25 protein-coding genes and 1 other annotated feature are annotated in these 26,482 nt (G+C 55.1%); of the genes, 17 read left to right on the forward strand and 8 right to left on the reverse strand.

Translation table 11 applies throughout. The features are described from left to right. The first annotated feature begins 6 nt into the window (after nt 1-6). The 15 genes from WFN61_RS00470 (at nt 7) to WFN61_RS00540 (ending at nt 13,664) form a co-directional block, all read left to right on the forward strand. Entirely contained in the window at nt 7-396 is a 390-nt protein-coding gene (locus WFN61_RS00470) for a DUF454 family protein (protein ID WP_144814317.1), read from the forward strand. 150 nt (nt 397-546) lie between these two features. Continuing rightward, nucleotides 547-1,098: an adenine phosphoribosyltransferase gene (apt, locus tag WFN61_RS00475; RefSeq protein ID WP_103821514.1), complete on the forward strand. Its 552-nt coding sequence runs from the start codon at nt 547-549 to the stop codon at nt 1,096-1,098. 94 nt (nt 1,099-1,192) lie between these two features. Beyond that, entirely contained in the window at nt 1,193-3,121 is a 1,929-nt protein-coding gene (gene dnaX, locus WFN61_RS00480; protein WP_337037116.1) for a DNA polymerase III subunit gamma/tau, read from the forward strand. Next, nucleotides 2,454-2,518: a sequence feature (DnaX frameshifting element), on the forward strand. (Overlaps the previous gene by 65 nt.) 53 nt (nt 3,122-3,174) lie before the next feature. Further along, nucleotides 3,175-3,507, forward strand: a complete 333-nt coding sequence (locus WFN61_RS00485; protein WP_042391656.1) for a YbaB/EbfC family nucleoid-associated protein — start codon at nt 3,175-3,177, stop codon at nt 3,505-3,507. Between the two features lie 209 nt (nt 3,508-3,716). Next, nucleotides 3,717-4,019: a type II toxin-antitoxin system HigB family toxin gene (locus WFN61_RS00490; RefSeq protein WP_144814310.1), complete on the forward strand. Its 303-nt coding sequence runs from the start codon at nt 3,717-3,719 to the stop codon at nt 4,017-4,019. Between the two features lie 5 nt (nt 4,020-4,024). Next, the gene (locus WFN61_RS00495; protein ID WP_144814308.1) at nt 4,025-4,384 is read left to right on the forward strand and encodes a helix-turn-helix domain-containing protein; all 360 of its coding nucleotides are present in this window, start codon (nt 4,025-4,027) and stop codon (nt 4,382-4,384) included. A gap of 107 nt (nt 4,385-4,491) precedes the next feature. Beyond that, nucleotides 4,492-5,100 (forward strand): recombination mediator RecR, encoded by a 609-nt coding sequence (recR, locus tag WFN61_RS00500; RefSeq protein ID WP_144814305.1) that lies wholly within the window; start codon nt 4,492-4,494, stop codon nt 5,098-5,100. A 97-nt stretch (nt 5,101-5,197) separates the two neighbouring features. Beyond that, nucleotides 5,198-7,072, forward strand: a complete 1,875-nt coding sequence (gene htpG, locus WFN61_RS00505; protein WP_144814302.1) for a molecular chaperone HtpG — start codon at nt 5,198-5,200, stop codon at nt 7,070-7,072. Nucleotides 7,073-7,272: 200 nt separating this feature from the next. After that, nucleotides 7,273-7,917 carry an adenylate kinase gene (gene adk / locus WFN61_RS00510; RefSeq protein ID WP_144814299.1) on the forward strand — a complete coding sequence of 215 codons (645 nt, stop codon included), beginning with the start codon at nt 7,273-7,275 and terminating at the stop codon, nt 7,915-7,917. A 190-nt stretch (nt 7,918-8,107) separates the two neighbouring features. Further along, on the forward strand, nt 8,108-9,070 hold the full coding sequence (hemH, locus tag WFN61_RS00515) for a ferrochelatase (RefSeq protein ID WP_312282759.1): 963 nt from the start codon (nt 8,108-8,110) through the stop codon (nt 9,068-9,070). A 64-nt stretch (nt 9,071-9,134) separates the two neighbouring features. Then, a complete protein-coding gene (locus tag WFN61_RS00520; protein WP_144814295.1) occupies nt 9,135-10,439 on the forward strand; it encodes an inosine/guanosine kinase in 1,305 nt (434 codons plus the stop codon). Nucleotides 10,440-10,825: 386 nt separating this feature from the next. Next, on the forward strand, nt 10,826-11,176 hold the full coding sequence (mdtJ, locus tag WFN61_RS00525) for a multidrug/spermidine efflux SMR transporter subunit MdtJ (protein WP_257756748.1): 351 nt from the start codon (nt 10,826-10,828) through the stop codon (nt 11,174-11,176). Further along, entirely contained in the window at nt 11,163-11,492 is a 330-nt protein-coding gene (gene mdtI / locus WFN61_RS00530; RefSeq protein WP_144814290.1) for a multidrug/spermidine efflux SMR transporter subunit MdtI, read from the forward strand. Before mdtJ ends, mdtI begins: the two co-directional genes overlap by 14 nt. A 129-nt stretch (nt 11,493-11,621) precedes the next feature. Then, complete coding sequence (locus tag WFN61_RS00535; protein ID WP_257756749.1) at nt 11,622-12,605, forward strand: DUF1852 domain-containing protein; 984 nt, start codon at nt 11,622-11,624, stop codon at nt 12,603-12,605. 27 nt (nt 12,606-12,632) lie between these two features. Further along, nucleotides 12,633-13,664: a methionine synthase gene (locus WFN61_RS00540; protein WP_144814285.1), complete on the forward strand. Its 1,032-nt coding sequence runs from the start codon at nt 12,633-12,635 to the stop codon at nt 13,662-13,664. Between the two features lie 102 nt (nt 13,665-13,766). Here WFN61_RS00540 and WFN61_RS00545 read toward each other — a convergent pair whose 3' ends face one another. Further along, nucleotides 13,767-14,048 (reverse strand): biofilm development regulator YmgB/AriR family protein, encoded by a 282-nt coding sequence (locus tag WFN61_RS00545; protein ID WP_186370517.1) that lies wholly within the window; start codon nt 14,046-14,048, stop codon nt 13,767-13,769. A 330-nt stretch (nt 14,049-14,378) separates the two neighbouring features. After that, nucleotides 14,379-15,590 carry an MFS transporter gene (locus WFN61_RS00550; RefSeq protein ID WP_312282760.1) on the reverse strand — a complete coding sequence of 404 codons (1,212 nt, stop codon included), beginning with the start codon at nt 15,588-15,590 and terminating at the stop codon, nt 14,379-14,381. A gap of 130 nt (nt 15,591-15,720) precedes the next feature. Between WFN61_RS00550 and WFN61_RS00555 the strand changes: the two genes are divergently transcribed. Then, nucleotides 15,721-16,200: a winged helix-turn-helix transcriptional regulator gene (locus WFN61_RS00555; RefSeq protein ID WP_257756751.1), complete on the forward strand. Its 480-nt coding sequence runs from the start codon at nt 15,721-15,723 to the stop codon at nt 16,198-16,200. Here WFN61_RS00555 and WFN61_RS00560 read toward each other — a convergent pair. From WFN61_RS00560 to WFN61_RS00580, 5 genes are all read right to left on the reverse strand, one after another. Continuing rightward, nucleotides 16,182-18,371, reverse strand: coding sequence for a TonB-dependent siderophore receptor (locus WFN61_RS00560; protein WP_312282761.1), 2,190 nt, complete (start codon nt 18,369-18,371; stop codon nt 16,182-16,184). The genes WFN61_RS00555 and WFN61_RS00560 overlap by 19 nt on opposite strands. 208 nt (nt 18,372-18,579) lie before the next feature. Next, nucleotides 18,580-19,512: a homocysteine S-methyltransferase gene (gene mmuM / locus WFN61_RS00565; RefSeq protein WP_312282762.1), complete on the reverse strand. Its 933-nt coding sequence runs from the start codon at nt 19,510-19,512 to the stop codon at nt 18,580-18,582. Further along, on the reverse strand, nt 19,499-20,899 hold the full coding sequence (mmuP, locus tag WFN61_RS00570; protein ID WP_312282763.1) for an S-methylmethionine permease: 1,401 nt from the start codon (nt 20,897-20,899) through the stop codon (nt 19,499-19,501). Before mmuP ends, mmuM begins: the two co-directional genes overlap by 14 nt. Before the next feature lie 106 nt (nt 20,900-21,005). Continuing rightward, nucleotides 21,006-22,682, reverse strand: a complete 1,677-nt coding sequence (ybaL, locus tag WFN61_RS00575) for a YbaL family putative K(+) efflux transporter (protein WP_257756754.1) — start codon at nt 22,680-22,682, stop codon at nt 21,006-21,008. A 231-nt stretch (nt 22,683-22,913) separates the two neighbouring features. After that, a complete protein-coding gene (locus tag WFN61_RS00580; protein ID WP_257756755.1) occupies nt 22,914-24,134 on the reverse strand; it encodes an MFS transporter in 1,221 nt (406 codons plus the stop codon). A 176-nt stretch (nt 24,135-24,310) separates the two neighbouring features. Between WFN61_RS00580 and ushA the strand changes: the two genes are divergently transcribed. Beyond that, nucleotides 24,311-25,972, forward strand: a complete 1,662-nt coding sequence (gene ushA / locus WFN61_RS00585) for a bifunctional UDP-sugar hydrolase/5'-nucleotidase UshA (protein WP_144814258.1) — start codon at nt 24,311-24,313, stop codon at nt 25,970-25,972. 2 nt (nt 25,973-25,974) lie between these two features. Here the strand turns inward: ushA and ybaK are convergent, their stop codons facing one another. After that, nucleotides 25,975-26,454, reverse strand: coding sequence for a Cys-tRNA(Pro)/Cys-tRNA(Cys) deacylase YbaK (gene ybaK / locus WFN61_RS00590; RefSeq protein WP_042391687.1), 480 nt, complete (start codon nt 26,452-26,454; stop codon nt 25,975-25,977). Nucleotides 26,455-26,482 lie beyond the last annotated feature (28 nt).

Raw genomic sequence — 26,482 nt, forward strand, 5'->3', positions numbered from 1 at the left:
CCTATTATGCAACGTACTCTGTTAATTATCATCGGCTGGCTGGCGGTTGCGCTCGGCACGCTCGGGGTGGTGCTGCCGGTGTTGCCCACCACGCCCTTTATTCTGTTAGCCGCCTGGTGCTTCGCCCGATCCTCTCCCCGTTTTCACGCCTGGCTGCTCTATCGCTCCTGGTTTGGTAGCTATCTTCGCCACTGGCAGCAGTACCGTGCGATGCCCCCCGGCGCAAAACCCCGGGCCATCGCGATTATCCTCCTGACGTTCGCAATTTCACTCTGGCTGGTTAAGCTGCTGTGGGTCCGTTTTCTGCTGCTGGCGATCCTTGCCTGCCTGCTGATATTTATGTGGCGCATCCCGGTGGTTGCAAAGGGCATTGATGAAAAGCAACAAAAGCAGTAAAGCGCACTCAAGCTTATTGCATTTGTCCCGTTCTGCCAGTACATTCGACCGTTTTCGAGCACGGGCACCTTTGGTTAAATGTTAAACAATAGTTACATTAACCGCCAAAGCGTGCAGTGAGTATGACCGTTTCTAGCAGGCAAAAAATCCATGACAGCAACTGCGCAGCAGCTTGAGTATTTAAAAGACAGCATTAAAAGCATTCAGGACTATCCGAAACCGGGGATCCTGTTCCGGGATGTCACCAGTTTGCTGGAAGATCCGAAAGCGTATGCTCTCAGCATTGAACTGCTGGTCGCGCGTTTCAAAGACGCAGGCATTACCAAAGTCGTCGGTACCGAAGCCCGTGGCTTCCTGTTTGGCGCGCCGGTCGCCCTGGCGCTGGGCGTCGGCTTTGTGCCGGTGCGTAAGCCGCGCAAGCTGCCGCGTGAAACCATCGCCGAGAGCTATGAGCTGGAGTACGGCACCGACCAGTTAGAGATCCACGTTGATGCCATCAAGCCGGGCGATAAAGTGCTGGTGGTTGACGATCTGCTGGCGACCGGCGGCACCATTGAAGCCACCGTTAAGCTGATCCGCCGCCTGGGCGGAGAGGTGACCGACGCGGCCTTCATTATCAACCTGTTTGATATCGGTGGCGAAGAGCGTCTGGCGAAGCAGGGCATCACCTGTTACAGCCTGGTGCCGTTCCCCGGCCACTGATTGCCATCCGTCAGTACACAGTCTCGCTGTTAGGGCGAGGCTGTGATAGCATTGCCCCTCGTATATCCACCTTCCAGCGTTCCAGAGCCTGCCCATGAGTTATCAGGTCTTAGCCCGTAAGTGGCGACCACAAACTTTTGCTGACGTCGTCGGTCAGGAGCATGTGCTGACTGCACTGGCGAACGGCTTATCGTTAGGACGCATTCATCATGCGTATCTCTTTTCCGGCACCCGCGGCGTCGGAAAGACCTCTATTGCCCGTTTGCTGGCGAAGGGGCTGAACTGCGAGACCGGCATCACCGCAACGCCCTGCGGCGTGTGCGACAACTGTCGCGAAATCGAGCAGGGGCGCTTTGTCGATCTGATTGAGATCGATGCCGCCTCGCGTACCAAAGTTGAAGATACCCGCGATCTGCTGGATAACGTCCAGTACGCGCCAGCCCGTGGCCGCTTCAAAGTCTACCTGATAGACGAAGTGCATATGCTGTCGCGCCACAGCTTTAACGCCCTGCTGAAGACCCTTGAAGAGCCGCCGGCACACGTCAAGTTCCTGCTGGCAACCACCGATCCGCAGAAGCTGCCGGTGACGATCCTCTCCCGCTGCCTGCAGTTTCATCTTAAGGCGCTGGACGTGGAGCAGATCCGCCAGCAGCTTGAGCACATTCTCGACGAAGAGAAGATCCACCACGAACCGCGCGCCCTGCAGCTGCTGGCCCGCGCGGCTGACGGCAGCCTGCGTGACGCCCTCAGCCTGACCGATCAGGCGATTGCCAGCGGCGACGGTCAGCTTACTGCCCAGGCGGTGAGCCAGATGCTCGGCACGCTGGATGACGACCAGGCGCTATCGCTGATTGAGGCGCTGGTAGAGGCCAACGGCGAACGGGTGATGGCGCTGGTTAACGAAGCTGCCGCTCGCGGCGTGGAGTGGGAGGCGCTGCTGGTTGAGATGCAGACCCTACTGCACTGTATCGCGATGGTACAGCTCTCACCCTCCGCGCTCGGCAGCGATATGGCGGCTATCGAGCAGCGCCTGCGTGAGCTGGCGCGCACCGTGCCGCCGGGCGACGTCCAGCTCTACTACCAGACGATGCTGATTGGTCGCAAAGAGCTGCCGTTTGCCCCGGACAGGCGGATGGGCATTGAGATGACCCTGCTGCGTGCGCTGGCGTTCCATCCGCGTATGCCGCTGCCGGAGCCGAGCGTGCCGGCCCAGGATTTCTCCCCCGTGGCACCCACGGCGGTGCTAACGCCGGATCAGGTGCCGCCATCGCCGCCCCCTGCTGCGCCGCGTAGCGATGCGCCGCTGTCGGACACCACCAGCCAGGTGCTGGCCGCCCGCAGTCAGCTGCAGCGTGCTCAGGGAGCGACCAAAGCAAAAAAGAGTGAACCGGCAGCGGCAACCCGCACGCGGCCGGTGAATAACGCTGCGCTTGAGCGGCTGGCATCGGTCACCGAGCGCATTCAGACGCGCCCGGCCGCCGCCGCCCAGGAGCAAGCGCCGGTAAAAAAAGAGGCCTACCGCTGGAAGACCACCCTGGTTACCGAAGAGGTGAAAGAGGTGGTCGCCACGCCGAAGGCGCTGAAGAAAGCCCTTGAGCATGAGCGGACGCCGGAGCTGGCGCAAAAGCTCGCCGAAGAGGCCATCGCCCGCGATCCGTGGGCGGCAGAGGTCAGTCGGCTCAGCCTGCCTAAACTGGTTGAACAGGTGGCGCTTAACGCATGGAAAGAGCAGGAGGGGAGCCGTATCTGCCTGCACCTGCGCACTACCCAGCGGCACCTTAACTCCCCCGGTACGCTAAAAGTTTTAGGTGAGGCACTTAACGCCCTGTACGGTTCAGCGGTTGAAGTGTCTATCATTGAAGATGATAATCCCGCGATGCGCACTCCGTTGGAGTGGCGTCAGGCGATTTACGAAGAGATGCTTGCGCAGGCGCGCGAGTCGATTATTGCGGATAGCAACATCCAGACTCTGCAACGGTTTTTCGATGCGGATCTGGATGAAGAGAGCATTCGCCCTATTTGATCGTAAGTTTGACTTACGATTGTCATTTTTAACGTGAATGAAGAGAGAAGCCTATGTTTGGTGGTAAAGGCGGTCTGGGTAACCTGATGAAACAGGCCCAGCAGATGCAAGAAAAGATGCAGCAGATGCAGGAAGAGATTGCGAAGCTGGAAGTCACCGGTGAATCCGGCGCGGGTCTGGTGAAGGTCACCATCAACGGCGCGCACAACTGCCGTCGCGTGGAGATCGACCCAAGCCTGCTGGAAGATGACAAAGATATGCTGGAAGATCTCGTTGCAGCGGCCTTCAACGATGCGGCGCGCCGTATCGAAGAGACTCAGAAAGAGAAGATGGCAGGTGTCTCCTCCGGTATGCAGCTGCCGCCGGGCTTTAAAATGCCGTTCTAATGGCTTTGCGCTGTTAGCCATTATCAGCGCTACGCGATCTTAAAAAGATCCTGTCAGCCAGACAGGAGTTAAGAGTGAGCGTAGCGCATCTTAAGTGAATTAAAATCCGCCAGTTTTAACTACCCTACCTCCACTCATCTCCGTTGTTCCTTTAGTCCCATAATGGGATAACATTTGCTAAAGTCCCATGATGGGACTAAAGTGGTGCTATGAAAATCATCTCCGTTAAAACGCTGAAGGAGTTTTGGGCGGTACACCCTGATGCAGAGCAGTCGCTTAAAGCGTGGCATGATGAAGTTTTGCAGGCTGAATGGAAAACGCCAGCCGATATCAAGGCCCAGTATCGAAACGCCAGCATACTTAAAAACAGGCGGGTAGTTTTTAACATTAAGGGAAACGATTACCGCTTAATCGTCTCCATTGCCTATCTGCGAGGATGGGTATACGTGAAATTTATTGGAACACATAAAGAGTACGATGCCATCAATGCAGAAAGTGTTGAACGGGGGTAAGAAAGATGCAAATTAAACTCATCAAAAACGAACAGGATTACGAAGCTGCTTTAAAAGCTGTCGCACCTATGTTCGATGACGAACCCTTAATAAATACACCGGAAGGGGATTTTTTTGAAGTGATGTGCCTTCTTATAGAAGAGTATGAGAAGAAGCACCACCCTATCGCTCCGCCCGATCCCATTGAAGCAATTAAATTCAGAATGGAACAGCAGGGGTTAAGCGTAGGCGATCTGGAGTCTGCAATAGGTAAATCTAATCGCGTCTATGAAATTCTAAATCGTAAACGTAATTTAACGTTGCCTATGATTAGAAAGCTTCATGCTCAATTTGGTATTCCCCTCGAAAGTTTGGTGGGGCAGTAAACATCAAGACTTTCACTAAGCAGTTAGGCTCCATTAAATCCGATGTTGCATAAATTAATTTAAGTGGTTGATATGTTTAATTTTAAATTTTGTAAGGGGCTGTTCTAATGCAGACCAGTCCGCTGCTGACGCAGCTTATGGAAGCCCTGCGCTGCCTGCCGGGCGTGGGCCCGAAATCGGCGCAGCGCATGGCCTTTACGCTTCTGCAGCGCGATCGCAGCGGCGGGATGCGTCTTGCCCAGGCCCTGACGCGGGCGATGTCGGAGATTGGCCACTGCGCCGACTGCCGTACCTTCACCGAGCAGGAGGTGTGTAACATCTGCTCTAACCCGCGTCGCCAGGAGAACGGCCAGATCTGCGTGGTAGAGAGTCCCGCGGACATCTACGCCATTGAGCAGACCGGGCAGTTCTCTGGCCGCTACTTTGTGCTGATGGGCCACCTGTCGCCGCTCGACGGCATCGGGCCGAACGATATCGGCCTCGATCGGCTGGAGCAGCGCCTGGAGCGTGAAAAGCTGAAAGAGGTGATCCTCGCCACCAACCCCACGGTGGAAGGGGAGGCGACTGCTAACTACATCGCCGAGCTGTGCGGACAGTATGGCGTTGATGCCAGCCGCATCGCCCACGGTGTGCCGGTTGGCGGCGAGCTGGAGATGGTTGACGGTACTACGCTCTCCCACTCGCTGGCGGGACGCCATAAGATCCGCATTTCGTAAAAAAAACGGGGGCATTTTTGTGCCCCCGCTTGAAATCCTGTTGTCCTGGCCCCATTTTCTCCTCAACACCAAATGGCATTGTTGAGGTATTTTTTCGATGAAAGGACAAGAAACACGCGGCTTCCAGTCAGAAGTAAAACAGCTTCTGCATCTGATGATCCATTCTCTCTACTCCAACAAAGAGATCTTCCTGCGTGAGCTTATCTCTAACGCCTCGGACGCGGCAGACAAGCTGCGTTTCCGTGCGTTGTCAAAACCCGAGCTGTACGAGGGTGACGGTGAGCTACGCGTACGCGTCTCTTTTGATAAAGAGAAGCGTACCCTGACCATTGCCGACAACGGTATTGGTATGAACCGCGACGAAGTGATTGACCATCTGGGTACCATTGCTAAATCCGGTACCAAAGCATTTCTCCAGTCGATGGGCTCCGACCAGGCAAAAGATAGCCAGCTGATCGGCCAGTTCGGCGTGGGCTTCTACTCGGCGTTTATCGTTGCTGATAAAGTCACCGTGCGCACCCGCGCGGCGGGCGACAGCGCAGAGAACGGCGTGTTCTGGGAATCCGCAGGCGAGGGCGACTACACCGTTGCCGATATCACCAAAGAGGATCGCGGGACTGAGATCACCCTGCACCTGCGCGAAGGCGAAGATGACTTCCTCAACGACTGGCGCGTGCGCTCGATCATCAGCAAATACTCCGACCATATCGCGCTGCCGGTAGAGATCGAGAAGCACGACGAGCAGGATGGCGAAACCGTCATCAGCTGGGAGAAGATCAACAAGGCCCAGGCGCTCTGGACGCGCAGCAAGTCCGAAATCAGCGACGACGAATACAAAGAGTTCTACAAGCATATTGCCCACGACTTCACCGATCCGCTGGCCTGGAGCCACAATCGCGTAGAGGGCAAGCAGGAGTACACCAGCCTGCTCTATATTCCGGCTCAGGCACCGTGGGATATGTGGAACCGCGATCACAAGCATGGCCTGAAGCTCTACGTACAGCGCGTCTTCATCATGGACGAGGCTGAGCAGTTCATGCCGAACTACCTGCGCTTTGTGCGCGGCCTGATTGACTCCAACGATCTGCCGCTGAACGTGTCGCGTGAAATTCTGCAGGACAGCTCCGTCACCCGCAACCTGCGTAGCGCCCTGACCAAACGTGCGCTGCAGATGCTTGAGAAGCTGGCAAAAGATGATGCCGAGAAATACCAGGGCTTCTGGAAACAGTTCGGTCTGGTGTTGAAAGAGGGCCCGGCGGAAGATAGCGCGAACCAGGAGGCGATTGCCAAACTGCTGCGCTTCGCCTCTACCCATACCGACTCTGCCGAGCAGACGGTGGCGCTGGCGGACTACGTCTCCCGCATGAAAGAGGGTCAGGAGAAGATCTACTACATCACCGCCGACAGCTACGCCGCTGCGAAGAGCAGCCCGCACCTTGAGCTGCTGCGTAAGAAAGGCATCGAAGTGCTGCTGCTCTCCGATCGCATCGACGAGTGGATGATGAGCTACCTTACCGAGTTCGACGGCAACTCCTTCCAGTCGGTGGCGAAAGCCGATGAGTCGCTGGATAAGCTGAACGACGAGGTAGACGAGAGCGCGAAAGAGGCCGAGAAAGCCCTGGAGCCGTTCGTTGAGCGCGTGAAGACCCTGTTGGGCGACCGCGTGAAAGAGGTGCGCTTTACCCACCGTCTGACCGATACGCCGGCGATTGTCACGACCGACAACGACGAGATGAGCACCCAGATGGCGAAGCTGTTTGCCGCTGCGGGCCAGGCCGTGCCGGAAGTGAAGTACATCTTCGAACTTAACCCGGACCACGTGCTGGTGAAGCGCACCGCCGATATCCAGGACGAAGCCCAGTTCAAAGCATGGATTGAACTGCTGCTGGATCAGGCCCTGTTTGCCGAACGCGGCACGCTGGAAGATCCGAACCAGTTTATCCGCCGCATGAACCAGCTGCTGGTTTCTTAATCGCTCTACACACCGTTCCCTCTTGCCCCCGGTAAGGGGGAACGATTCAGCTGCTCAACTTCCCGCCGAACCCGCCTGCATAAGCCTCGCTTCCTTGTGGTGATACTGACTTTAGTGGTATGGTTTTCGCTTCAAACAACGTTGTATACCTGTCATCAATTATCTGGGTATAAAAATTCAAAACGTAGAGGAATTACGCAATGCGTATCATTTTGCTCGGCGCTCCGGGCGCAGGTAAAGGCACTCAGGCTCAGTTCATCATGGAGAAATACGGTATTCCGCAGATCTCCACCGGTGACATGCTTCGCGCCGCGGTTAAATCCGGCAGCGAGCTGGGCAAACAGGCTAAAGACATCATGGATGCTGGCAAGCTGGTGACTGACGAGCTGGTTATCGCGCTGGTAAAAGAGCGTATCGCCCAGGAAGATTGCCGTAACGGCTTCCTGCTGGACGGTTTCCCGCGCACTATTCCTCAGGCTGACGCAATGAAGGAAGCCGGTATCAACGTTGATTACGTGCTGGAGTTCGATGTGCCGGACGATCTGATTGTCGATCGTATCGTAGGCCGTCGCGTTCACGCTGCCTCTGGCCGCGTCTACCACATTAAATACAATCCGCCGAAGGTGGAAGGTAAAGACGACGTGACCGGCGAAGAGCTGAGCACCCGTAAAGACGATCAGGAAGAGACCGTGCGTAAGCGCCTGGTGGAGTATCATCAGCTAACCGCGCCGCTGATCGGCTACTACCAGAAAGAGGCCGAAGCGGGCCACACCCAATACGCGAAGGTAGATGGCACTCAGGCCGTCAGCGCCGTTCGCGCCGAGCTGGAAACCATTCTCGGTTAATGACTCTCGGTTAATGCGCTTCTCCCCGGTGCCTTCGCCGGGGATGTTCTTTTCCCATTACCCCCATTTTCCCCCAAGCTTTTCCCTTTCGCAGCAATGGGTTTCGTTTACGCCCGTTTCAGTTACAATTCTCACAGGTACTATTCTCACAAGTAATATTTTCTCAAGCTTAAATGAATATGAGGCGCGAATGAGTTACGCGAAAACCGGCATTCTGCTGGCGAATCTGGGCACACCCGATGCTCCCACCCCCGCAGCGGTCAAACGCTATCTCCGCCAGTTTTTAAGCGATCGACGCGTAGTGGATACGCCGCGCCTGCTGTGGTGGCCGCTGCTGCGCGGCGTGATCCTGCCGATTCGTTCTCCGCGCGTGGCGAAGCTCTATCAGTCCGTGTGGATGGAGGAGGGCTCGCCGCTGATGGTCTACAGCCGTCGCCAGCAGCGGGCGCTGGCTGCCCGGCTGGATGACGTGCCGGTGGCGCTGGGGATGAGCTACGGCTCGCCTTCGCTGGAGAGCGCGGTAGATGAGCTGATCTCTCAGGACGTAGAGCACATTGTGGTTCTGCCGCTCTATCCGCAGTACTCCTGCTCAACCGTGGCCGCCGTCTGGGATGAGCTTGGGCGGATCCTGCAACGTAAGCGCAGCATTCCCGGTATCTCATTGATCCGTGACTATGCCGATAACCGGTCATACATTGATGCGCTGGCTAACAGCGTGCGCGCCTCGTTTGCCCGCCACGGCGAGCCGGATCTGCTCCTGCTCTCCTATCACGGCATTCCCCAGCGCTATGCGGAAGAGGGTGACGTCTATCCCCAGCGCTGCCGCGATACCACCCGCGAGCTGGTTTCGGCCCTCGGTGTGCCGCCGGAGAAGGTGATGATGACTTTCCAGTCGCGCTTTGGCCGCGAGCCGTGGCTGACCCCCTATACCGACGAGACGCTGAAGATGCTGGGTGAGAAAGGGGTGAAGCATATTCAGGTCATCTGTCCGGGCTTCTCCTCCGACTGTCTGGAGACGCTGGAGGAGATTGCGGTGCAGAACCGGGAATTTTTCCTCGAAGCCGGCGGCGAGAAATATGAATACATTCCTGCGCTTAATGATTCCGCCGATCATATTAACATGATGCTGGACCTGACAGCCCCCTACCGCTAATCGCGCCCGGTGCCGGGAGTGTGCTACCATTCCCGGCCCAATTGGTTATTCATAATTAACGCGAATGAAATTTCCCGGTAAACGCAAATCCAAGCACTATTTTCCTGTTAACGCCCGCGATCCGCTTCTACAACAGAGCCAACCGGAGAGCGATGCCAATGCCTCATGGGTGGTCGGTATCGATCAGACGCTGGTGGATATTGAAGCCAAAGTGGACGATGCGTTTATCCAGCGCTATGCCCTCAGCGTCGGTCACTCGCTGATCATCAGCGATGAGGCTGCCGATGCGCTCTACAAAGAGCTGATCCGCGACAATCTCATTACCCACCAGTTTGCCGGTGGCACTATCGGCAACACCATGCACAACTACTCCGTACTGGCAGATGACCGCTCGGTGCTGCTGGGCGTGATGTGCAGCAACGTCGAAATCGGCGGCTACGCCTATCGCTACCTCTGTAACACCTCCAGTCGTACCGACCTTAACTATCTGCAGGGCGTTGACGGGCCGATTGGCCGCTGCTTTACGCTGGTCGGCGAGGCGGGGGAGCGCACCTTTGCTATCAGCCCTGGATATATGAACCAGCTGCGTCCGGAGAGCATCCCCGAGTCGGTAATTGCAGGCGCCTCCGCGCTGGTGCTCTCCTCCTATCTGGTGCGCGGCAAGCCAGGCGAGCCGATGCGTGAGGCGACCATGAAGGCGGTAGAGTACGCCAAAAAGCACAACGTGCCGGTGGTGTTAACCCTCGGCACCAAGTATGTGATTGCCGATAACCCCGAATGGTGGCGCGACTTCCTCAAGGAAAATGTCTCGATCCTGGCGATGAACGAGGAGGAGGCCGAGGCGCTGACCGGGCTGAGCGATCCGCTGCTGGCCTGCGATAAGGCGCTGGACTGGGTTGATCTGGTGCTCTGCACCGCCGGTCCAGTGGGGCTGTACATGGCAGGCTTTACCGAGGAGTCGGCGAAGCGTAAAACCCAGCATCCGCTGCTGCCGGGGGCCATCGCCGAGTTTAACCAGTACGAGTTTAGCCGGGCAATGCGTCACCAGGACTGTGAACAGCCGCTGCGTATCTTCTCCCACATTGCGCCATACATGGGCGGGCCGGAGAAGATCATGAACACCAACGGTGCCGGCGATGGTGCACTGGCCGCGCTGCTGCACGATATCACTGCCAATAATTTCCACCGCAGTAACGTGCCTAACTCCAGCAAGCATAACTACACCTGGCTGACCTACTCATCGCTGGCGCAGGTGTGTAAATACGCTAACCGAGTTAGTTACCAGGTTCTGAACCAGCACTCGCCGCGCCTGACGCGGGGCCTGCCGGAGCGGGAAGATAGCCTGGAAGAGGCCTACTGGGAGCGTTAATCGCGAGCCCGCCGCTGGCGGGCTTGAATTTCTCTGTTAAACACGCAAACCTTATTTACAGCCAACGTAAAGAAATGAAAAAACCCCGATAAATAAAGTGGGATTATGCCAAAATAAGGCCGTGTTTAACTACCGAGGACAATTTTTAATCCACACTGAGGAAAAGCAACAACGTGGATAAGTTGTAAAATTATGAACAAGATGTTCGCACTCACAATGATCGTTTTCTCCTGTCTTCATCTCTCATCTCACTGTTCGATCTGCGACCAGCACTGGCGCTCTGCGCTATAGTTCCGTTCTCTCCTTTTACTCATCATTTAATTTTACTCTGCTAACGCGCCTATTTTTGCGTGGCGGATACCTGTTTCTCATTAAGGAGAGAAATTATGCGCTACTGGATTTTATTAGCTCTGGCTATCGCGGCTGAAATAACCGGCACGCTGTCAATGAAATGGGCCAGCGTCAACGATGACAAGGCGGGATTTATTTTCATGCTGGTGATGATCGCACTGTCGTATATCTTCCTGTCGTTTGCCGTAAAACGCATTGCCCTCGGCGTCGCCTATGCCATCTGGGAAGGGCTGGGTATTTTATTCATTACGCTGTTTAGCGTAATGCTGTTCGATGAAACCTTATCGGCGATGAAAATCGTGGGCTTACTCACCCTGGTGACGGGCGTGGCGCTGATCAAATCCGGCACCCTGTCCCGTAAGGAGCAGCAGCATGACTACGTTTAATGTTGTGCATATTGCCTGGCTGGCGCTGGCGATTGGTCTTGAGATCGTTGCCAACATCGCCCTCAAATATTCCAACGGCTTTCGTCGACCCCTCCACGGCGTGCTATCCCTTGTCGCCGTGCTGGCAGCGTTTAGTGCCCTGTCGCAGGCGGTAAAAGGGATCGATCTCTCAGTCGCTTATGCGCTTTGGGGCAGTTTTGGCCTGGTCGCTACCGTGGCAGCAGGCTGGGTGCTGTTTGGTCAGCGGCTGAACCGAATTGGCTGGCTGGGCGTGGCACTGTTAACCACGGGCGTGGTGCTCATCAAGCTTGCCTGATGAAAATGCGCAGGCTGGTATCGCGATCGTGAAAGTTCTTCATGTTGAATGAAATTAAATCACTTTTACTCACGCAGTGACTCAGGCATAAAGTGATCATGTTATTAACAATAGATCATACAGATTACGATGAATAATTCGATTACATTTAACGTGAAGAGCCTCCGCTTCGACGAGAATTATAATCCCTCGGAGAGCACGCGGATCACCACAAATTTTGCTAATTTAGCCAGAGGCGAGAAGCGGCAGGATAATTTACGCAATGCCTTAACGATGATCGATAATCGGTTCAACGCGCTGGCGCATTGGGACAACCCTAAAAGCGATCGCTACGCCGTTGAGCTGGACATCATCTCCGTCGAAATGAATATTGCGGTTGAAGGCAAGCACACTGCTTTTCCTGTCATTGAGGTGTTGAAAACCAACATTGTTGACCGTAAAACGGATGCGCGCATTGAGGGGATCGTCGGCAATAATTTCTCATCTTATGTTCGCGACTATGATTTTAGTGTCCTGCTGTCCGAGCATAACAAAAACGGCGCGGGATTTAGCACGCCGGATAATTTTGGCGATCTCCACGGCAATATATTTAAGCGGTTTGTTGAGTCAGATTGCTATAAAGAGGCGTTTACGAAAGCTCCGGTTATCTGCTTAAGCGTATCGAGTAAAAACGTCTATCAACGCACAGGCAATCAGCACCCCGTACTGGGCATCGAATATCAGCAGGACAGCGCCTCCCTGACCGATCGCTATTTTGCCAAGATGGGGCTGCAGGTGCGCTTTTTTATGCCGCAGGGTAGCGTTGCGCCATTGGCGTTCTATTTTGCCGGCGATCTGCTGCGTGACTATAGCGACCTGGAGCTTATCAGCACCATCAGCACTATGGAGACATTCCAGAAAATTTACCGCCCGGAGATCTATAACGCTAACTCAGCGGCAGGAAATATCTATCAGCCCAGCCTGAACTACCGGGACTATTCGCTTACGCAAATTGTTTACGATCGAGAAGAACGCAGCCGGTTAGCTATTGAGCAGGGAAGGTTTACCGAAGCGCACTTTATTAAACCTTACCAGACAATCCTTGAGCAATGGTCAACGCATTCCGTTCTTTGATTAACAATAAATATAAGGTCACCTGCTATGAAAAAATTATTACCCACCTCTACTGCGGGCAGCTTGCCTAAACCAGCCTGGCTCGCACAACCTGAGACCCTGTGGTCGCCCTGGAAATTAGAGGGTGACGAGCTAATTGAGGGCAAGCAGGATGCGCTCCGGTTGGGGCTACAGGAGCAAGAGCTGGCGGGTATTGATATCGTCAGCGACGGCGAGCAAACCCGACAGCACTTTGTCACGACGTTTATTGAGCACCTTAGCGGCGTTGATTTTGAGAAACGTGAGATCGTTAAAATCCGCAATCGCTATGATGCCAGCGTACCGTCCGTGGTGGGCGAGGTAAGTCGCCAAAAGCCGGTGTTCGTAGAAGATGCCAAATTTTTACGTCAGCAGACCGATCGGCCGATCAAATGGGCGTTACCGGGGCCGATGACGATGATCGATACCCTCTATGATGGCCACTATAAAAGCCGTGAAAAACTGGCCTGGGAATTTGCCAAAATTCTCAATCAGGAGGCCAAAGAGCTTGAGGCTGCCGGGGTGGATATTATCCAGTTTGATGAGCCCGCGTTTAACGTCTTTTTTGATGAGGTCAATGACTGGGGCATTGCTGCACTAGAGAGGGCCATTGAAGGGCTGCAGTGCGAAACCGCCGTGCATATCTGCTATGGCTATGGCATCAAAGCCAATACCGACTGGAAAAAGACGCTGGGCTCCGAGTGGCGTCAATATGAAGAGATCTTCCCCAAGCTGCAAAAATCTAACATCGATATTGTATCCCTGGAGTGCCAAAACTCTCACGTGCCTATGGAGCTCATTGAGCTTATTCGCGGCAAAAAAGTGATGGTTGGGGCGATTGATGTGGCAACCAATACCATTGAGACACCCGAAGAGGTTGCTGATACGCTGCGCAAAGCACTTCAGTTCGTCGACGCCGATAAGCTCTATCCTTGCACCAACTGCGGCATGACGCCGTTATCTCGTCGCGTAGCAAGAGGCAAGCTCAATGCGTTAAGCGCAGGCGCAGAGATTGTGCGTAGAGAACTGCTGGCGAAATAAGGTAGTTAAAACACGCGCGAGGAAGACATAGCTAATCCTGCGATTAGCTATTCCTGAACAATGTAGAGCTGGTCAACGGAGGGCGGGTTAGAGCAGTCATGGCTAGCATAGCGCTTTGTTCGTTACCAACATCAACGCCTCGCGTAAAATGGCCTGCTGTACCTGCCCTGATGACAGCCTCATTCTGACAATCAGCATCAGCTGGATCTCTTTGAATGTCAGACTCTTACCCGCCTTAAGCAATTCAGTGGATATCGATCCGATAGCTTCTTCCGGGCTGGCATACTGGGGTTGCAAAACAATTGCTGAGCTGCTGTGAGCCGCTTCGACAAATATTTGGCAAGTGGTAGTACCCTCGACGTTATCAGAGGTTATTTTGTTCATGATGTGCCTTAACTTCATTGACTAGCGGGCTATTCATCCTCGAATAACGCAGCTTAAAGTTGATATCTGTCGTGCCAATGCCGTGAGAAATCCTTGCGAACCATCGCACACAAGCGCTATCGAGCGCGCCGCATTAGACTAGATGAAAACATGTGAGAGCTGCTTAATCAGCTCATTGGGGATGAGGTGCACCCGCATCGATTCGAGGGCAACAAACCTGCTAGAGGATATGGCCTGGACGATCGCCAGACACCACTACCTTAACACCTTTCTATGTTTTACGTGCATTCTTTACACGTTGTTTAAGAACACGGTTCTCAATGCATGGTGTCATGATTTGGCTAATCCCAGCCAGATGAGAAAAGCGCAGGCGCTGACGGATGCGCCAGCTAAACAAACTGCCTGCCATCCAAAGCAGGCGTAAAGCTGGGTGGCGACAATCGCACCTGTGGCACTGCCTATTGAGTAAAAACACATATATGCGCCCACCAGCCGACTTGCGGCCTCTGGCCGGGCAGCAATAAGGGTGCTCTGGCTTATCACGTGAACGGTTTGCACAGCGAAGTCCAGCATGATGATACCGACGACGAGCCATACCAGTGACGTTTCGGTATAAGCGATGGGGAGCCATGAGAGTGTCAACAACGCAAGGGCTAACCCGGTAGCACGTTGCCCCCAGCCCCGGTCTGCCCATGCACCTGCTTGCGCGGCCGCCAGCGCGCCGGCAATACCTGCCAAACCAAACATGCCTATCTGGGTATGAGACAGTGCCAGGGCGCTGAGCGGCATGACCATGGTGGTCCACAACATGCTAAAGGCAGCAAAGATAAGCAGTGCAAAAACGCCACCCTTTCTCAATTGCGGTTCAGTAATAAAAAGGCGGAAAGCAGACGCCAGCAGAGAGAGGTAAGAGGGCGCACGTGCCTGCGGCGGTGTAGCGGGGACCCCTTTCGCCACGATGCAGGCGATGAGCAACATTAAAAAGGCTGCGATCAGGTAAACGGCCCGCCAGCCAGCCATATCGGCGATGCTGCCAGAGATAAAACGGGCCAGCAGGATCCCTAAAACAATGCCGCTCGTCACCGTGCCTACAACCTTACCGCGTCGCTGGGGAGCAGCCAGTATTGCGGCCCAGGCAACCACAAGTTGCACTACAACCGCCATCAGGCCAATAAAGAGCACCGCGCACAGCAGAGTGACAAGATTGGGTGATAATCCTGCCACGATCAAAGCCAGCATTGACAGTAATAGCAGCGTGACGACCAAAGTTTTTCGCTTAACGCGATCGCCCAGGGGAACCAGGAAGATCAATCCGGCGGCATAGCCCACCTGGGTCACGGTCACCACGCTGCCGATCATCCCAGCAGGAACCTGCAGACTGAGGGAGATGGATTCAAGCAAAGGCTGAGCAGAATAGACATTCGCCACCGCCAGCGCACAGGTTAGGGAGAATAAAAACGTTATCCAGGGTTTGAGTACCGGGCTCGCGACATCAGGCGCGGCCAGCGCCACATCAGCATTCAACTCTGCTTTACACTCCATTTCGCTCTCGCATTCTGGTTTCTTTTTAAAACTACATGCGGGTAGAAATAGCACTGGAGGTTTTTTTTTGCAACCGATTTAAGAGGCCCCTATACTGGCGTCTGTTAACCGGTAAGATGAGAGAAAGCAGATGGCAAAACAGGAATCCCTTCGAACCAGTGAATGTCCGGTTGCCAGAACGCTGGAGTCGATTGGTGAACGCTGGTGTCTGATGATCATCAGGGAAGCATTTGACGACGTGCGCAGATTCAGCGAGTTTCAAAAGAATCTGGGACTTGCTAAAAATATTCTCGCGTCCCGCCTGAAACAGCTGGTTGATATCGGCGTGTTTGAGATCTGCCCGGCCTCAGACGGCAGCGCATACAAAGAGTATGTTCTTACCGAAAAGGGACGTGCTATTTTTCCTGTTGTGGTAGCGATGCGGCAGTGGGGGGAGCGCTATATGTTTGATGAAGGTGAAGCGCACTCTGTCTTGCTGGACAACGCCAATGGCCAGCCCATACAGCCGCTGGAGGTGTGTTCATCCGAAGGGAGAAAACTGGAGCCAACCGACTGCCATCGTCAGCGTGTGATGGCAGGCGGCAGTAACTATCAGAATAAGACCGAGTAGTTCAGGCCAAAAGTACGGCCACGGCCTTTATAAGTATACAGGTTCTCAGCACCGTAGGTTGGGCTGTACAGACCCGGTGCGCGCTGTCCCCATGCGGTGGTGTAATCTTCATCCAGCAGGTTTTCTACGCTAAAGCTCAGCTTGCCCACCGGCAGAAGGTAACTGCCTAACAGGTCAACGGTGTTATACCCGTCGATGTGCTTTCCGGCGTCATCAGACAAATCAAACGTCTGGGTACTTTGCAGGCGCAGCGTCCAGTCGCCCGGTGCCCAGGTGACCCATGCGCTCATTTTGGACGGGCTGGCACTGTCTACCGTCAGCTTTTCCCACTTTCCGTCGACGCGGGTTTGCGATTTGATGACGTTAAAGTTGGTACCCGTGCTCCACTCGCTGTCGGTAAAGAAGTAGTCCACCTGGCCTTCAACACCGTAGATGCGACGCTTGTCATCTTCAACGTTGATGGTCATGTCGCTTTTGTTGATGTTGATGGTTTTATCGGAGAGCGAATAGTAACCGGCAATCTGCGTGCGCAGGTTATCCCCGGTGTAGCGCCAGCCCAGCTCGTAGGCATCAACTTTAATACCGTCGAGTTTTGAGTCGTTAACGTTAACGCTGTTGACCAGGCGGTAATGGCCGTTCACCAGCTGATAGGTGCCGGAGCCGTAATATTTCGCCAGATCCGGGATCTCAAAGCCCTGGGAGAAGTTAAACCAGAGCTGCTGGCGCTCGGTCAGATGCCCCAGAATGCCAGCGTTAAAGAGCAGGTTGTTGTAGTCAGTTTTCCCGCCCGGCACAGCGTCTGCCGAGGTGGCTCTGCCTGTGGCAATACCCTGCTGTTGAGCGTAACCAACAAAGTCGTCGACCCGGTTTTCCGTGTACTGATAGCGCACGCCGCCGCTCAGGGTGATAGCGGAGATGTCGTAGCTGGTTTGCAGGAAGGGGGCGAGGTTGGTAATGCTATAGCCCGGATAGCGGCCAACGTTATACGCGTCATCCAGCTTCATACCACCGCTGGCAGCTGCTTTGCTGAGGTCAAAAAATTGCTGATTGGCGTCGAAGACTTCATGCTCGGCATCGACACCCCACGTCAGCGATAAATCATCCAGCGGTTTGCTGTTGAGAGTGAGTTTGCCGCCGTAAAAATCGGTTTTTTGCTGTGATGCGCCAATGCTGGTTACCCGGCCGCCTGAAAGGGTGGGGAAGGGGTAGAACGTCAGGCTTTCATCGCGGTAGTAAATTTGTGCCAGCAGATCCTGACCCAGGAAATCAGTATTGGAATATTGCAGGTTGATCAGATGGCGCTCGGTACCGGGAATGCGGTCTGAGTCGAGATTGTTCTTGTTGTATGCGCTGCCAGCACCGGTTACCGCCGAGAAGTTCTCCCCCAGATAGAGGCCGTGCTTACCGTCGGATTCACTTTTGTAATACTGGGTGGTGAGCTGCAACTGCTGATGAGCGTCGATATTCAGCGTGCCGGTGCCCATGACGTCCAGACGGTCAGAGTATTGCAAACCGGTCTGGGTGTTATCAATATTCACCTCGTTGCCTTTGCCATCGTACCAGCCGCCAAAGCGCTGATAAGCGACTGACAGGCGTCCTGAGGCGTTGTCGTTGCCGCCGCTCACCGCCGCCGCAATGTTCTCGTCATTGTCGTTATTGCTATTGAAGCCCGTTTTTGCGCCAGTCTGGAACTCGACTTCCGTTTCCGGTTGGCCCTTTTTAGTGACGATATTGATTAAGCCGCCGGTACTGCCGCCGCCGTAGAGGGAGGTTGCGCCGGAGATCACTTCAATGCGGGTGATATTAAACGGATCGATAGAATCCAGCTGGCGGCTGTCGCTGCGGGAGGAGTTTAGACGCACGCCGTCGACCATCACCATCATTGAACGACCGCGCATATTCATACCGTAGTTGGTACGTCCCTGGCTACTGACATCCATACCGGGAATCAACTGCGCCAGCACCTCTTTGAGCTCTTTACCGCCCTGAACCTGCTGTTCAATTTCAGCCTGTTCAACAACCCAGGTAGTCTGTGCCATGTCGGAAATGCTGTGATTCGTACGGCTGGCGGCGACCACCATCGACTCCTCTTTTTGTCCCTCAGCCGAAGCATCAGTGGCTAGCATCATCAATAAACAAGGGCTGAGTGCCCAGGAGCAACGCGATTTCATTATTATGATCGTCCTGATTTTTCACGATGTCGGGGGCGTTGATGCCCCATACCGCAAGAACACCACCTTTGCAGGTGATAGTGATTATCAGAATGATATGAATTATCGTTACAATGTAAACAGGTATTGTTAAAAAATGTTTCTATAATGGCATGATTATTATGGGGTTTTTAAAGGCTTCCACATCCATGTGAGAGCATTAGGCCCGTCAGCGGCGCTTACTCAGCGCTGCGATATCCTTTGGGCTAGTCCGGCAGCATCCGCCAATGAGTCTCGCGCCTGCCTCTAACCACTGCGGCAGATACCCCACTAAAGATGCGCATGAATCGCCGTGAGCATGCCACTCTTTCGTGGTCGCATCGTAGGTTTCACCGGAGTTAGGATAGACAACCAGCGGTAGCGCAGTCAGGCTGTGCAGATGTTTTAGTGCTGCGGTCGTTTTCTCCAGCGCAATACAGTTAATCCCCAGCGCAACGATTTGCGAACAGTTTGCCAGCGTGTCCACGACCCGGGTAAGAGGCGTGCCGTCACTCAAGTGGTTCTCGTCACGTAGGGTAAATGAGAACCACGCCTGCGCCTGCGGGTAATCCAACAGCAGGTCTGCCAGGGCCTCTACCTCTGCAAACGCGGGTAAGGTTTCACAGGCCAGCAGATCTGCGCCGGCATTGAGCAAGGCTTCAATCCGCGGACGATGAAACGCCTGAAATTCTTCGGTGCTACGCACGTAGTCACCGTGATACTCAGAGCCATCGGCCAGATAGGCACCGTATGGCCCGACAGAGCCCGCCACCAGCAGCGGACCCGCGCTGGCGTTTTCCGCCTGGTAAATTTCCCGCGTCTCTCGCGCCAGTGCCACGCTGTGCTCAATAAGCGATCTCGATTGCGACTCGGTCAGCCCGCGCGCCGCAAAGCCAGCAGGCGTGGCCTGGTAACTGGCAGTAATGGCTACCTGTGCGCCCGCGCGGAAGTAATCCAGATGCACATCCCGGATGAGCTGTGGATTTTCCATTAATACTTTGGCGGACCAGAGGCTATCGGCAAGGTTGCATCCGCGCGCTTCCAGCTCGGTGGCCAGCGCGCCATCGAGGACAATAAAGGGGTGGCTTTTAAGCAGCGCGGTAAGAGGATTAATCTGCGGCATAGTCAGCCTCCGTCGAATTTGTTTTATGAGTGAGAAAATAGGTGCCGTAGCAAAGAGCAACAAAAGGCAGACCACAGTAAAGCGCAATGCGCTGGTCTGGATCGAACGCCAGGCCGACGCAGGCCAGCAGACACAGCACGAATCCCAGCACGGGCACCAGCGGATACCAGGGTGCCCTGTATTTTAGATCGTGCAGCGGCTTGCCCGACTGTAAATGCCGGCGACGAAAGATAAAGTGTGCCGCGCAGATACTGAGCCATACGGCCACAACGGCAAAACCAGAGATGGCGCTGAGGGCAACGAATACGGTGTCAGGCGCGATAACGCTGGAAAGCAGCGCCAGCAGGCCACCCAGCATAGAGACGGTCAGCGCGACCAGCGGCACGCCGTTCTTATTGACGCGGGCAAAACAGCCCGGCAACGTTTTTTCATTAGACAGCGACCACAGCATGCGGCCCGATGCATAGAGTCCGGAATTCGCCGCTGAGAGAATAGCGGTAAGGATGACGAAGTTAAAAATATCCGCCGCATAGGGAATGCCAATTTTTTCAAAGACCAGCACAAACGGGCTCTTCTCGACCCCTGCCACCTGCATCGGAATAAGCGCCGCCAGGACAAAAACGGTACCGATAAAAAAGATGATCAGTCGGGCGATAGTCGCGCGGATCGCTACCGGAATAGCATGGTGTGGATTTTCCGTTTCGCCTGCCGCGATACCGATAAGCTCAGTGCCAGAGAAGGCAAAATTGACCGCGACCATCGTCATCAGAATGGGCAAGCCGCCATGGGGAAACCAGCCCCCGCTGGTGAGGTTGGTCAGCCCCGGCGAAGGCGAGCCATCCTTCATAGCGATAAAACCAAAAATCGCCCCGCAGCCTAAGATAATGAAAACAATAATGGTCGCGACTTTAATGAGTGAAAACCAGAACTCACCTTCGGCAAAAAAGCGCGTTGAAATCGCGTTAAGAGAAAAAATCACTACGCAAAACAGGGCGCTCCATATCCAGACGGGAATATGTGGGAACCAGTACTGCATACAGAACCCGGCGGCGGTAAAGCTGGATCCCAACGCAACCGTCCAGGTGAGCCAGTAGAGCCACGCCACGGTATATCCCGTTGCCGGGCCAATATAGCGCGTCGCGTAGACATGAAAAGCACCGGTTACCGGCATCGCCACGGAAAGTTCGCCAAGGCACTGCATGACCAGCCAGACGACCAGCGCCCCAATCAGATAAGCCAGCAACGTTCCCGCTGCGCCGGTCGTAGAGATGATGTATCCCGTATTGAAAAATAATCCTGTGCCAATCACGCCACCCAATGAAAGCATAATCAAATGGCGGGTTTTCATGGTGCGCTTAAGCTGCCCATTCTCTTGCTGCGTGTGCATATCACCTTCTAAACGTATAGATGTCTAAATGTCCGTTTGAAGGGGCTTTATACCCTGATTGTTAATAAAATGCCAGCGGCAGGAGAAGATCTGCCGGGGCGGCAATTTATCCGGTGACTGCCTCTTCAACCGGGCGCTTCTCAATCAGCGTCAGCATGGTGTTGGCAATTTCACGTTCACCCATGACCACCTGATTCGCGCCGCGCTCGGTGATGTAGTCCACCTCGTCGTCATAGTGGGCGCGGGCGATAATCTCAATGTTCGGACACTTCTGCCGGGCGGTGGCCACCACTTCTCCGGCTTCGTAACCGTTAGGAATGGTCAGCAGCAGCCAGCGAGCGCAGTCGAGGTGTGCCAGGTTCATGATCTCTTCGTTGGCAGCATTGCCCAACACCGCACGAATACCGCGCTCGCGCAGCTCATCCACGCGGGTACGCGAGGTTTCGATCACCACCAGCGGGACACCCTGCGCCATCAGCTTCTCACCCAGCAGGCTGCCTACGCGGCCAAAGCCCACCAGCAGGGCATGGTTGCAGATATCCACCGGGATCTGCTTCTCCTCTTCGGTAGCCTCTTCCAGCGTCTGCTCATCAAGGGTTTCGGTCTTATCGAGGTATTTCTCCAGCAGGGTGAAGAGGATTGGGTTGAGCATAATTGAGAGGATCGCCCCAGCCAGCACCAGGTTCTGCCCGGTCTGCGGCAGAAGATCCAGAGCCATGCCCAGACCCGCCAGAATAAAGGCGAACTCACCAATCTGCGCCAGGCTGGCGGCGATGGTAAGCGCGGTGCGCGGTGAGTGACCAAACATGCGCACCAGCAAGAAAGCAGCAATGGACTTACCAAAGATGATAATCGCCAGGGTACCGGCAACGGCCAGCGGCTCATCGATCAAGATTTTCGGATCGAACAGCATCCCAACGGAGACAAAGAAGAGAACCGCAAAGGCGTCGCGCAGGGGCAGGGTATCGTGCGCGGCGCGGTGGCTTAATTCGGATTCGTTCAGCACCATGCCGGCAAAGAAAGCGCCGAGGGCAAAGGAGACGTCGAAGAGTTCGACCGCACCAAAGGCGATACCCAGCGCGAGGGCCAGCACTGAGAGGGTAAACAGCTCCCGGGAGCCGGTGGCCGCGCTGCGGGCCATGATCCACGGCACAAGGCGGCGGCCGACCAGCATCATGATGGCGATAAAGGCCACGACCTTACCGATGGTGATGCCCATATCCAGCGACAGTGTCGCCAGCCCCATGTTGCCTTTTTCAAGCATCCCGGCGACGGCGGGCAGCAGCACCAGGGTTAACACCATGACCAGATCTTCTACGATCAGCCAGCCAATGGCGATCTGCCCGCGCTGGCTATCGATAAGCTGCCGTTCTTCAAGGGCGCGCAGCAGCACCACGGTACTGGCGGTGGAGAGACAGAGTCCAAAGACGATACCGGTCATTAATGGCCAGTCCATCATGGCGGAGAGCGCCATACCCAGCAGCGTCGCCACAGCAATCTGTGCGATAGCGCCGGGAATGGCGATGGACTTTACCGCCATCAAATCCTTCAGTGAGAAATGGAGGCCGACGCCAAACATCAGCAGGATCACCCCCAGCTCGGCCAGCTCAGGTGCCAGCTTGGTATCAGCCACGAAGCCAGGTGTAAAAGGGCCGGCGAGCACGCCCGCTAACAGGTAACCCACTAGCGGAGAAATACGCAGCTTGTTGGCAATCATGCCGAGGATAAAGGCGAGCACAAGGCCGCCCACAATGGTGGTGATAAGCGGTGTGGCGTGATGCATTCCGTCTCCTTTCGCGGTAGTGGATCCATTTCTGGTTAAAAAACCAGAAGCCCGAGTTACAGTCTATGACAATTTTAATCATTATGTTGATGAATAATTGTTGAATATTGAAGAAAAGCACGCTCTGACACGAAAAAAGCGGTTGAGAGGGGATTAACGCAGTGATGGCCTTGCAGGTGTTATGGTATGGGCAGTGCAGGCGGCCAACGGTTGTCTTTGGCCGCCCTGGAATCAGGCTTTATGACGGTTATCAGGCAGGAATATGGTTAACATCCCTAAAAGCGGCAGGAAAGCACAGATTTTGTAGACTACAAAAATACTGGTGTGGTCGGCGACCAGCCCCAACACGGCTGCACCCAGTCCGCCCATGCCAAACGCGAAGCCGAAAAACAGTCCAGAAACCATGCCGATACGTCCCGGCAGCAGCTCCTGGGCGTAGACTAAAATGGCGGAGAAGGCGGAGGCGAGGATAAAACCAATGATCGCGGTTAAAACGCCCGTCCAGTAGAGGGATGCGTAGGGTAAAATCAGCGTAAAGGGGGCAACGCCGAGGATAGAGCCCCAAATAACATATTTACGCCCAATCTTATCGCCAACAGGGCCGCCAATCACGGTGCCTGCCGCAACGGCCAGCAGAAACGCAAACAGGTGAAACTGGGCGTTTTGTACCGATAAGCCGAATTTTTGCATCAGATAAAAAGTGTAATAGCTGCTGATGCTTGCCATATAGAAGTATTTCGAGAAAATCAGCATCAGCAGGATGCTTACCGCCAGGATCACCTTATTGCGCGGCAGCGGGCTGCGCTCAATAACCGCTGTTCGTCCCTTGTTGATCCGATGCTGGGCTGCGTACCAGCGGCTGACCTGAGACAGCACCACGATAGCCAGCAGCGCGGCCAGCACAAACCAGCCCACGTTTCCCTTGCCGTAGGGGGCGATGATCAGCGCCGCCAGCAGCGGCCCGAGCGCACTGCCAAAGTTGCCGCCCACCTGGAAGATGGACTGAGCCAGACCATGCCGTCCGCCGGAAGCCATACGCGCCACGCGGGAGGACTCCGGGTGAAATACAGAGGATCCGGTGCCCACCAGCGCTGCCGCCAGCAGCACCATCTCAAAGCTGCCCGCCAGCGCCAGCAGCACCAGGCCGCAGAGGGTAAAGCACATGCCGATAGGCAGCGACCACGGCATCGGATGCTTATCCGTGTAGTAGCCCACCACGGGCTGAAACACTGATGAAGCCAGCTGGAAGGTGAGGGTGATCATGCCGATCTGCACAAAGCTCAGCGAGAAGTCAGCTTGTAGCAGTGGGTAGAGGGCGAGGATCAGCGACTGCAGCATATCGTTGAGAAGATGCGAGAGGCTGATCGCCCCGAGAATGCCAAATGCCGTGCGCCCCTGCGCTGGCGACGCGTTAGCGCCCGGAAGCGCGTCGGCGGGTTGGTTCGTTGCCATAAAATGTCACTTTTTGTCTTTAATTGGAGTGCAGGAGTTCTTAATGCTTCCTGATTATTAGCAGCCTAAGATACTCGTGACGACTCTTTGAGGGAAGTCGCAGACATAAAATCCTATTTGTTTATTCTCTGTCCCCGCGCTACTTTTGCGTCTGTTATGTCATCAGGGAGAGAGAAATGAATATGTTAAAGCAGGGCGTTGCGCTGGCGCTTCTCGCCGCGTGGGGGCTGACCAGTCTGCCTGCCCAAGCCTACGAAAAAGATAAAACCTATAAAATTACTATTCTGCATACCAACGATCACCATGGCCACTTCTGGCGCAGCGACGACCGGGAGTATGGTCTGGCGGCGCAGAAGACGCTGGTGGACAGCGTCCGTAAAGAGGTGGCTGCCGAAGGGGGCAGTGTGCTGGTGCTCTCCGGTGGCGACATCAACACCGGCGTGCCGGAGTCCGATCTGCTGGACGCCGAGCCGGACTTCCGCGGCATGAACCTCATCGGCTACGATGCAATGGCGGTAGGCAACCACGAGTTTGATAATCCGCTAGAGGTGCTGCGCCAGCAGGAGAAGTGGGCTAAGTTTCCCTTCCTGTCGGCCAATATCTACCAGAAGAGCACTGGCGAACGCCTCTTTAAGCCGTGGGCTATCTTCAAGCGTCAGGATCTGAAAATCGGCGTTATCGGCCTGACCACCGACGACACCGCCAAAATTGGCAATCCGGAGTTCTTCACCGACATCGAGTTCCGCAAGCCCGCCGACGAGGCGAAGCTAGTAATTCAGGAGCTGAATGGTCTGGATGAAAAAGAGCGCCCGGACGTCCTGATCGCCACGACCCATATGGGACATTACGACAACGGCGAGCACGGCTCCAACGCGCCGGGCGATGTTGAAATGGCACGCAGCCTGCCTGCGGGGTCACTGGCGATGATAGTCGGTGGTCACTCACAAAATCCGGTCTGTATGGCAGCAGAGAATAAAAAGCAGGTGGACTACGTGCCGGGCACGCCCTGCGCACCGGACCGCCAGAACGGGATCTGGATCGTGCAGGCTCACGAGTGGGGTAAATACGTTGGCCGTGCCGACTTTGAGTTCCGCAACGGTGAGATGAAGCTGGTGCACTATCAGCTGATCCCTATCAACCTGAAGAAAAAGATTGTTTACGACAACGGTGACAGCGAGCGCGTGCTCTATGCGCCAGAAATTCCTGAAAACGCCCAGATGCTCTCGCTGCTGACGCCGTTCCAGAACAAAGGCAAGGCGCAGCTGGCGGTGAAAATTGGTTCGGTCAATGCACCTCTTGAGGGCGATCGCAGCAAAGTGCGCTTTGTACAAACCAATCTTGGCCACCTCATCCTCGCCGCCCAGATGGCGCGTACCGGAGCTAGCTTTGCGGTGATGAGCGGAGGCGGGATCCGCGACAGCATTGCGGCAGGGGATATCACCTATAAAGACGTGCTGAAGGTGCAGCCGTTTGGCAACGTCGTGGTCTATGTTGATATGACCGGAAAAGAGGTGGTGGACTACCTCACCGCCGTCGCGCAGATGAAGCCTAACTCCGGAGCCTATCCGCAGTTTAGCCACGTCAGCTTTACGATGGCGAACGGCACGCTTAACGATCTGAAGATCAACGGTGAGCCGGTCGATCCCGCTAAAACCTACCGTATGGCGACCCTCAGCTTCAACGCCACTGGCGGCGACGGCTATCCGCGTCTGGACGATAAGCCCGGCTACGTTAATACCGGCTTTATCGACGCCGAAGTGCTGAAGCAGTACATCCAGCAGAATTCACCGCTGGATGCAGCAACCCTTGAGCCGCAGGGCGAGGTGAACTGGCAGTAACGTTAATCCCGGCGGGCGATATCGGCGAATTTTGCGTCCAGCATCTTCGCCAGATCGCCTGCCGCCAGCTCAATATCCAGCCCGCGTCTGCCGCCTGAGATGTAGATCGTCGCGTACTCCTGAGCGGGAGCGTCGATGAGCGTCGGCAGGCGCTTTTTTTGCCCCAGCGGGCTGATGCCGCCCACCAGATAGCCGGTGGTGCGCTGGGCAACGGCGGGATCGGCCATATCAACCTTCTTCGCGCCCAGCGCCTTCGCCACCTTTTTCAGATCCAGCTGGCCTGCTACCGGCGTCACCGCGACCGCCAGCTGCTTCATATCGCCGTTTACCGCTACCAGCAGCGTCTTGTAGACCTGGTCGGCGTTCAGGCCAAGCTTACGCACTACCTCATCACCAAAGTTAGTTTCATTGGGATCGTGATCGTAGCTGTGCAGCTGAAAAGGGATCTTATTCTTTTCGAGTAACTTTACGGCGGGGGTCATAAAAATCCTTCTTACCACGGATGATCGA

It is taken from the genome of Pseudescherichia sp. AS216, from assembly GCF_037152055.1.
GTDB lineage: Bacteria > Pseudomonadota > Gammaproteobacteria > Enterobacterales > Enterobacteriaceae > Pseudescherichia.

Excerpts from the sequence above, each read along its gene's own strand:
- WFN61_RS00470 (WP_144814317.1), top strand. The coding sequence starts at position 7 with ATGCAACGTACTCTGTTAATTATCATCGGCTGGCTGGCGGTTGCGCTC.
- apt (WP_103821514.1), top strand. The coding sequence starts at position 547 with ATGACAGCAACTGCGCAGCAGCTTGAGTATTTAAAAGACAGCATTAAA.
- dnaX (WP_337037116.1), top strand. The coding sequence starts at position 1,193 with ATGAGTTATCAGGTCTTAGCCCGTAAGTGGCGACCACAAACTTTTGCT.
- WFN61_RS00485 (WP_042391656.1), top strand. The coding sequence starts at position 3,175 with ATGTTTGGTGGTAAAGGCGGTCTGGGTAACCTGATGAAACAGGCCCAG.
- WFN61_RS00490 (WP_144814310.1), top strand. The coding sequence starts at position 3,717 with ATGAAAATCATCTCCGTTAAAACGCTGAAGGAGTTTTGGGCGGTACAC.
- WFN61_RS00495 (WP_144814308.1), top strand. The coding sequence starts at position 4,025 with ATGCAAATTAAACTCATCAAAAACGAACAGGATTACGAAGCTGCTTTA.
- recR (WP_144814305.1), top strand. The coding sequence starts at position 4,492 with ATGCAGACCAGTCCGCTGCTGACGCAGCTTATGGAAGCCCTGCGCTGC.
- htpG (WP_144814302.1), top strand. The coding sequence starts at position 5,198 with ATGAAAGGACAAGAAACACGCGGCTTCCAGTCAGAAGTAAAACAGCTT.
- adk (WP_144814299.1), top strand. The coding sequence starts at position 7,273 with ATGCGTATCATTTTGCTCGGCGCTCCGGGCGCAGGTAAAGGCACTCAG.
- hemH (WP_312282759.1), top strand. The coding sequence starts at position 8,108 with ATGAGTTACGCGAAAACCGGCATTCTGCTGGCGAATCTGGGCACACCC.
- WFN61_RS00520 (WP_144814295.1), top strand. The coding sequence starts at position 9,135 with ATGAAATTTCCCGGTAAACGCAAATCCAAGCACTATTTTCCTGTTAAC.
- mdtJ (WP_257756748.1), top strand. The coding sequence starts at position 10,826 with ATGCGCTACTGGATTTTATTAGCTCTGGCTATCGCGGCTGAAATAACC.
- mdtI (WP_144814290.1), top strand. The coding sequence starts at position 11,163 with ATGACTACGTTTAATGTTGTGCATATTGCCTGGCTGGCGCTGGCGATT.
- WFN61_RS00535 (WP_257756749.1), top strand. The coding sequence starts at position 11,622 with ATGAATAATTCGATTACATTTAACGTGAAGAGCCTCCGCTTCGACGAG.
- WFN61_RS00540 (WP_144814285.1), top strand. The coding sequence starts at position 12,633 with ATGAAAAAATTATTACCCACCTCTACTGCGGGCAGCTTGCCTAAACCA.
- WFN61_RS00545 (WP_186370517.1), bottom strand. The coding sequence starts at position 14,048 with ATGAACAAAATAACCTCTGATAACGTCGAGGGTACTACCACTTGCCAA.
- WFN61_RS00550 (WP_312282760.1), bottom strand. The coding sequence starts at position 15,590 with ATGGAGTGTAAAGCAGAGTTGAATGCTGATGTGGCGCTGGCCGCGCCT.
- WFN61_RS00555 (WP_257756751.1), top strand. The coding sequence starts at position 15,721 with ATGGCAAAACAGGAATCCCTTCGAACCAGTGAATGTCCGGTTGCCAGA.
- WFN61_RS00560 (WP_312282761.1), bottom strand. The coding sequence starts at position 18,371 with ATGAAATCGCGTTGCTCCTGGGCACTCAGCCCTTGTTTATTGATGATG.
- mmuM (WP_312282762.1), bottom strand. The coding sequence starts at position 19,512 with ATGCCGCAGATTAATCCTCTTACCGCGCTGCTTAAAAGCCACCCCTTT.
- mmuP (WP_312282763.1), bottom strand. The coding sequence starts at position 20,899 with ATGCACACGCAGCAAGAGAATGGGCAGCTTAAGCGCACCATGAAAACC.
- ybaL (WP_257756754.1), bottom strand. The coding sequence starts at position 22,682 with ATGCATCACGCCACACCGCTTATCACCACCATTGTGGGCGGCCTTGTG.
- WFN61_RS00580 (WP_257756755.1), bottom strand. The coding sequence starts at position 24,134 with ATGGCAACGAACCAACCCGCCGACGCGCTTCCGGGCGCTAACGCGTCG.
- ushA (WP_144814258.1), top strand. The coding sequence starts at position 24,311 with ATGAATATGTTAAAGCAGGGCGTTGCGCTGGCGCTTCTCGCCGCGTGG.
- ybaK (WP_042391687.1), bottom strand. The coding sequence starts at position 26,454 with ATGACCCCCGCCGTAAAGTTACTCGAAAAGAATAAGATCCCTTTTCAG.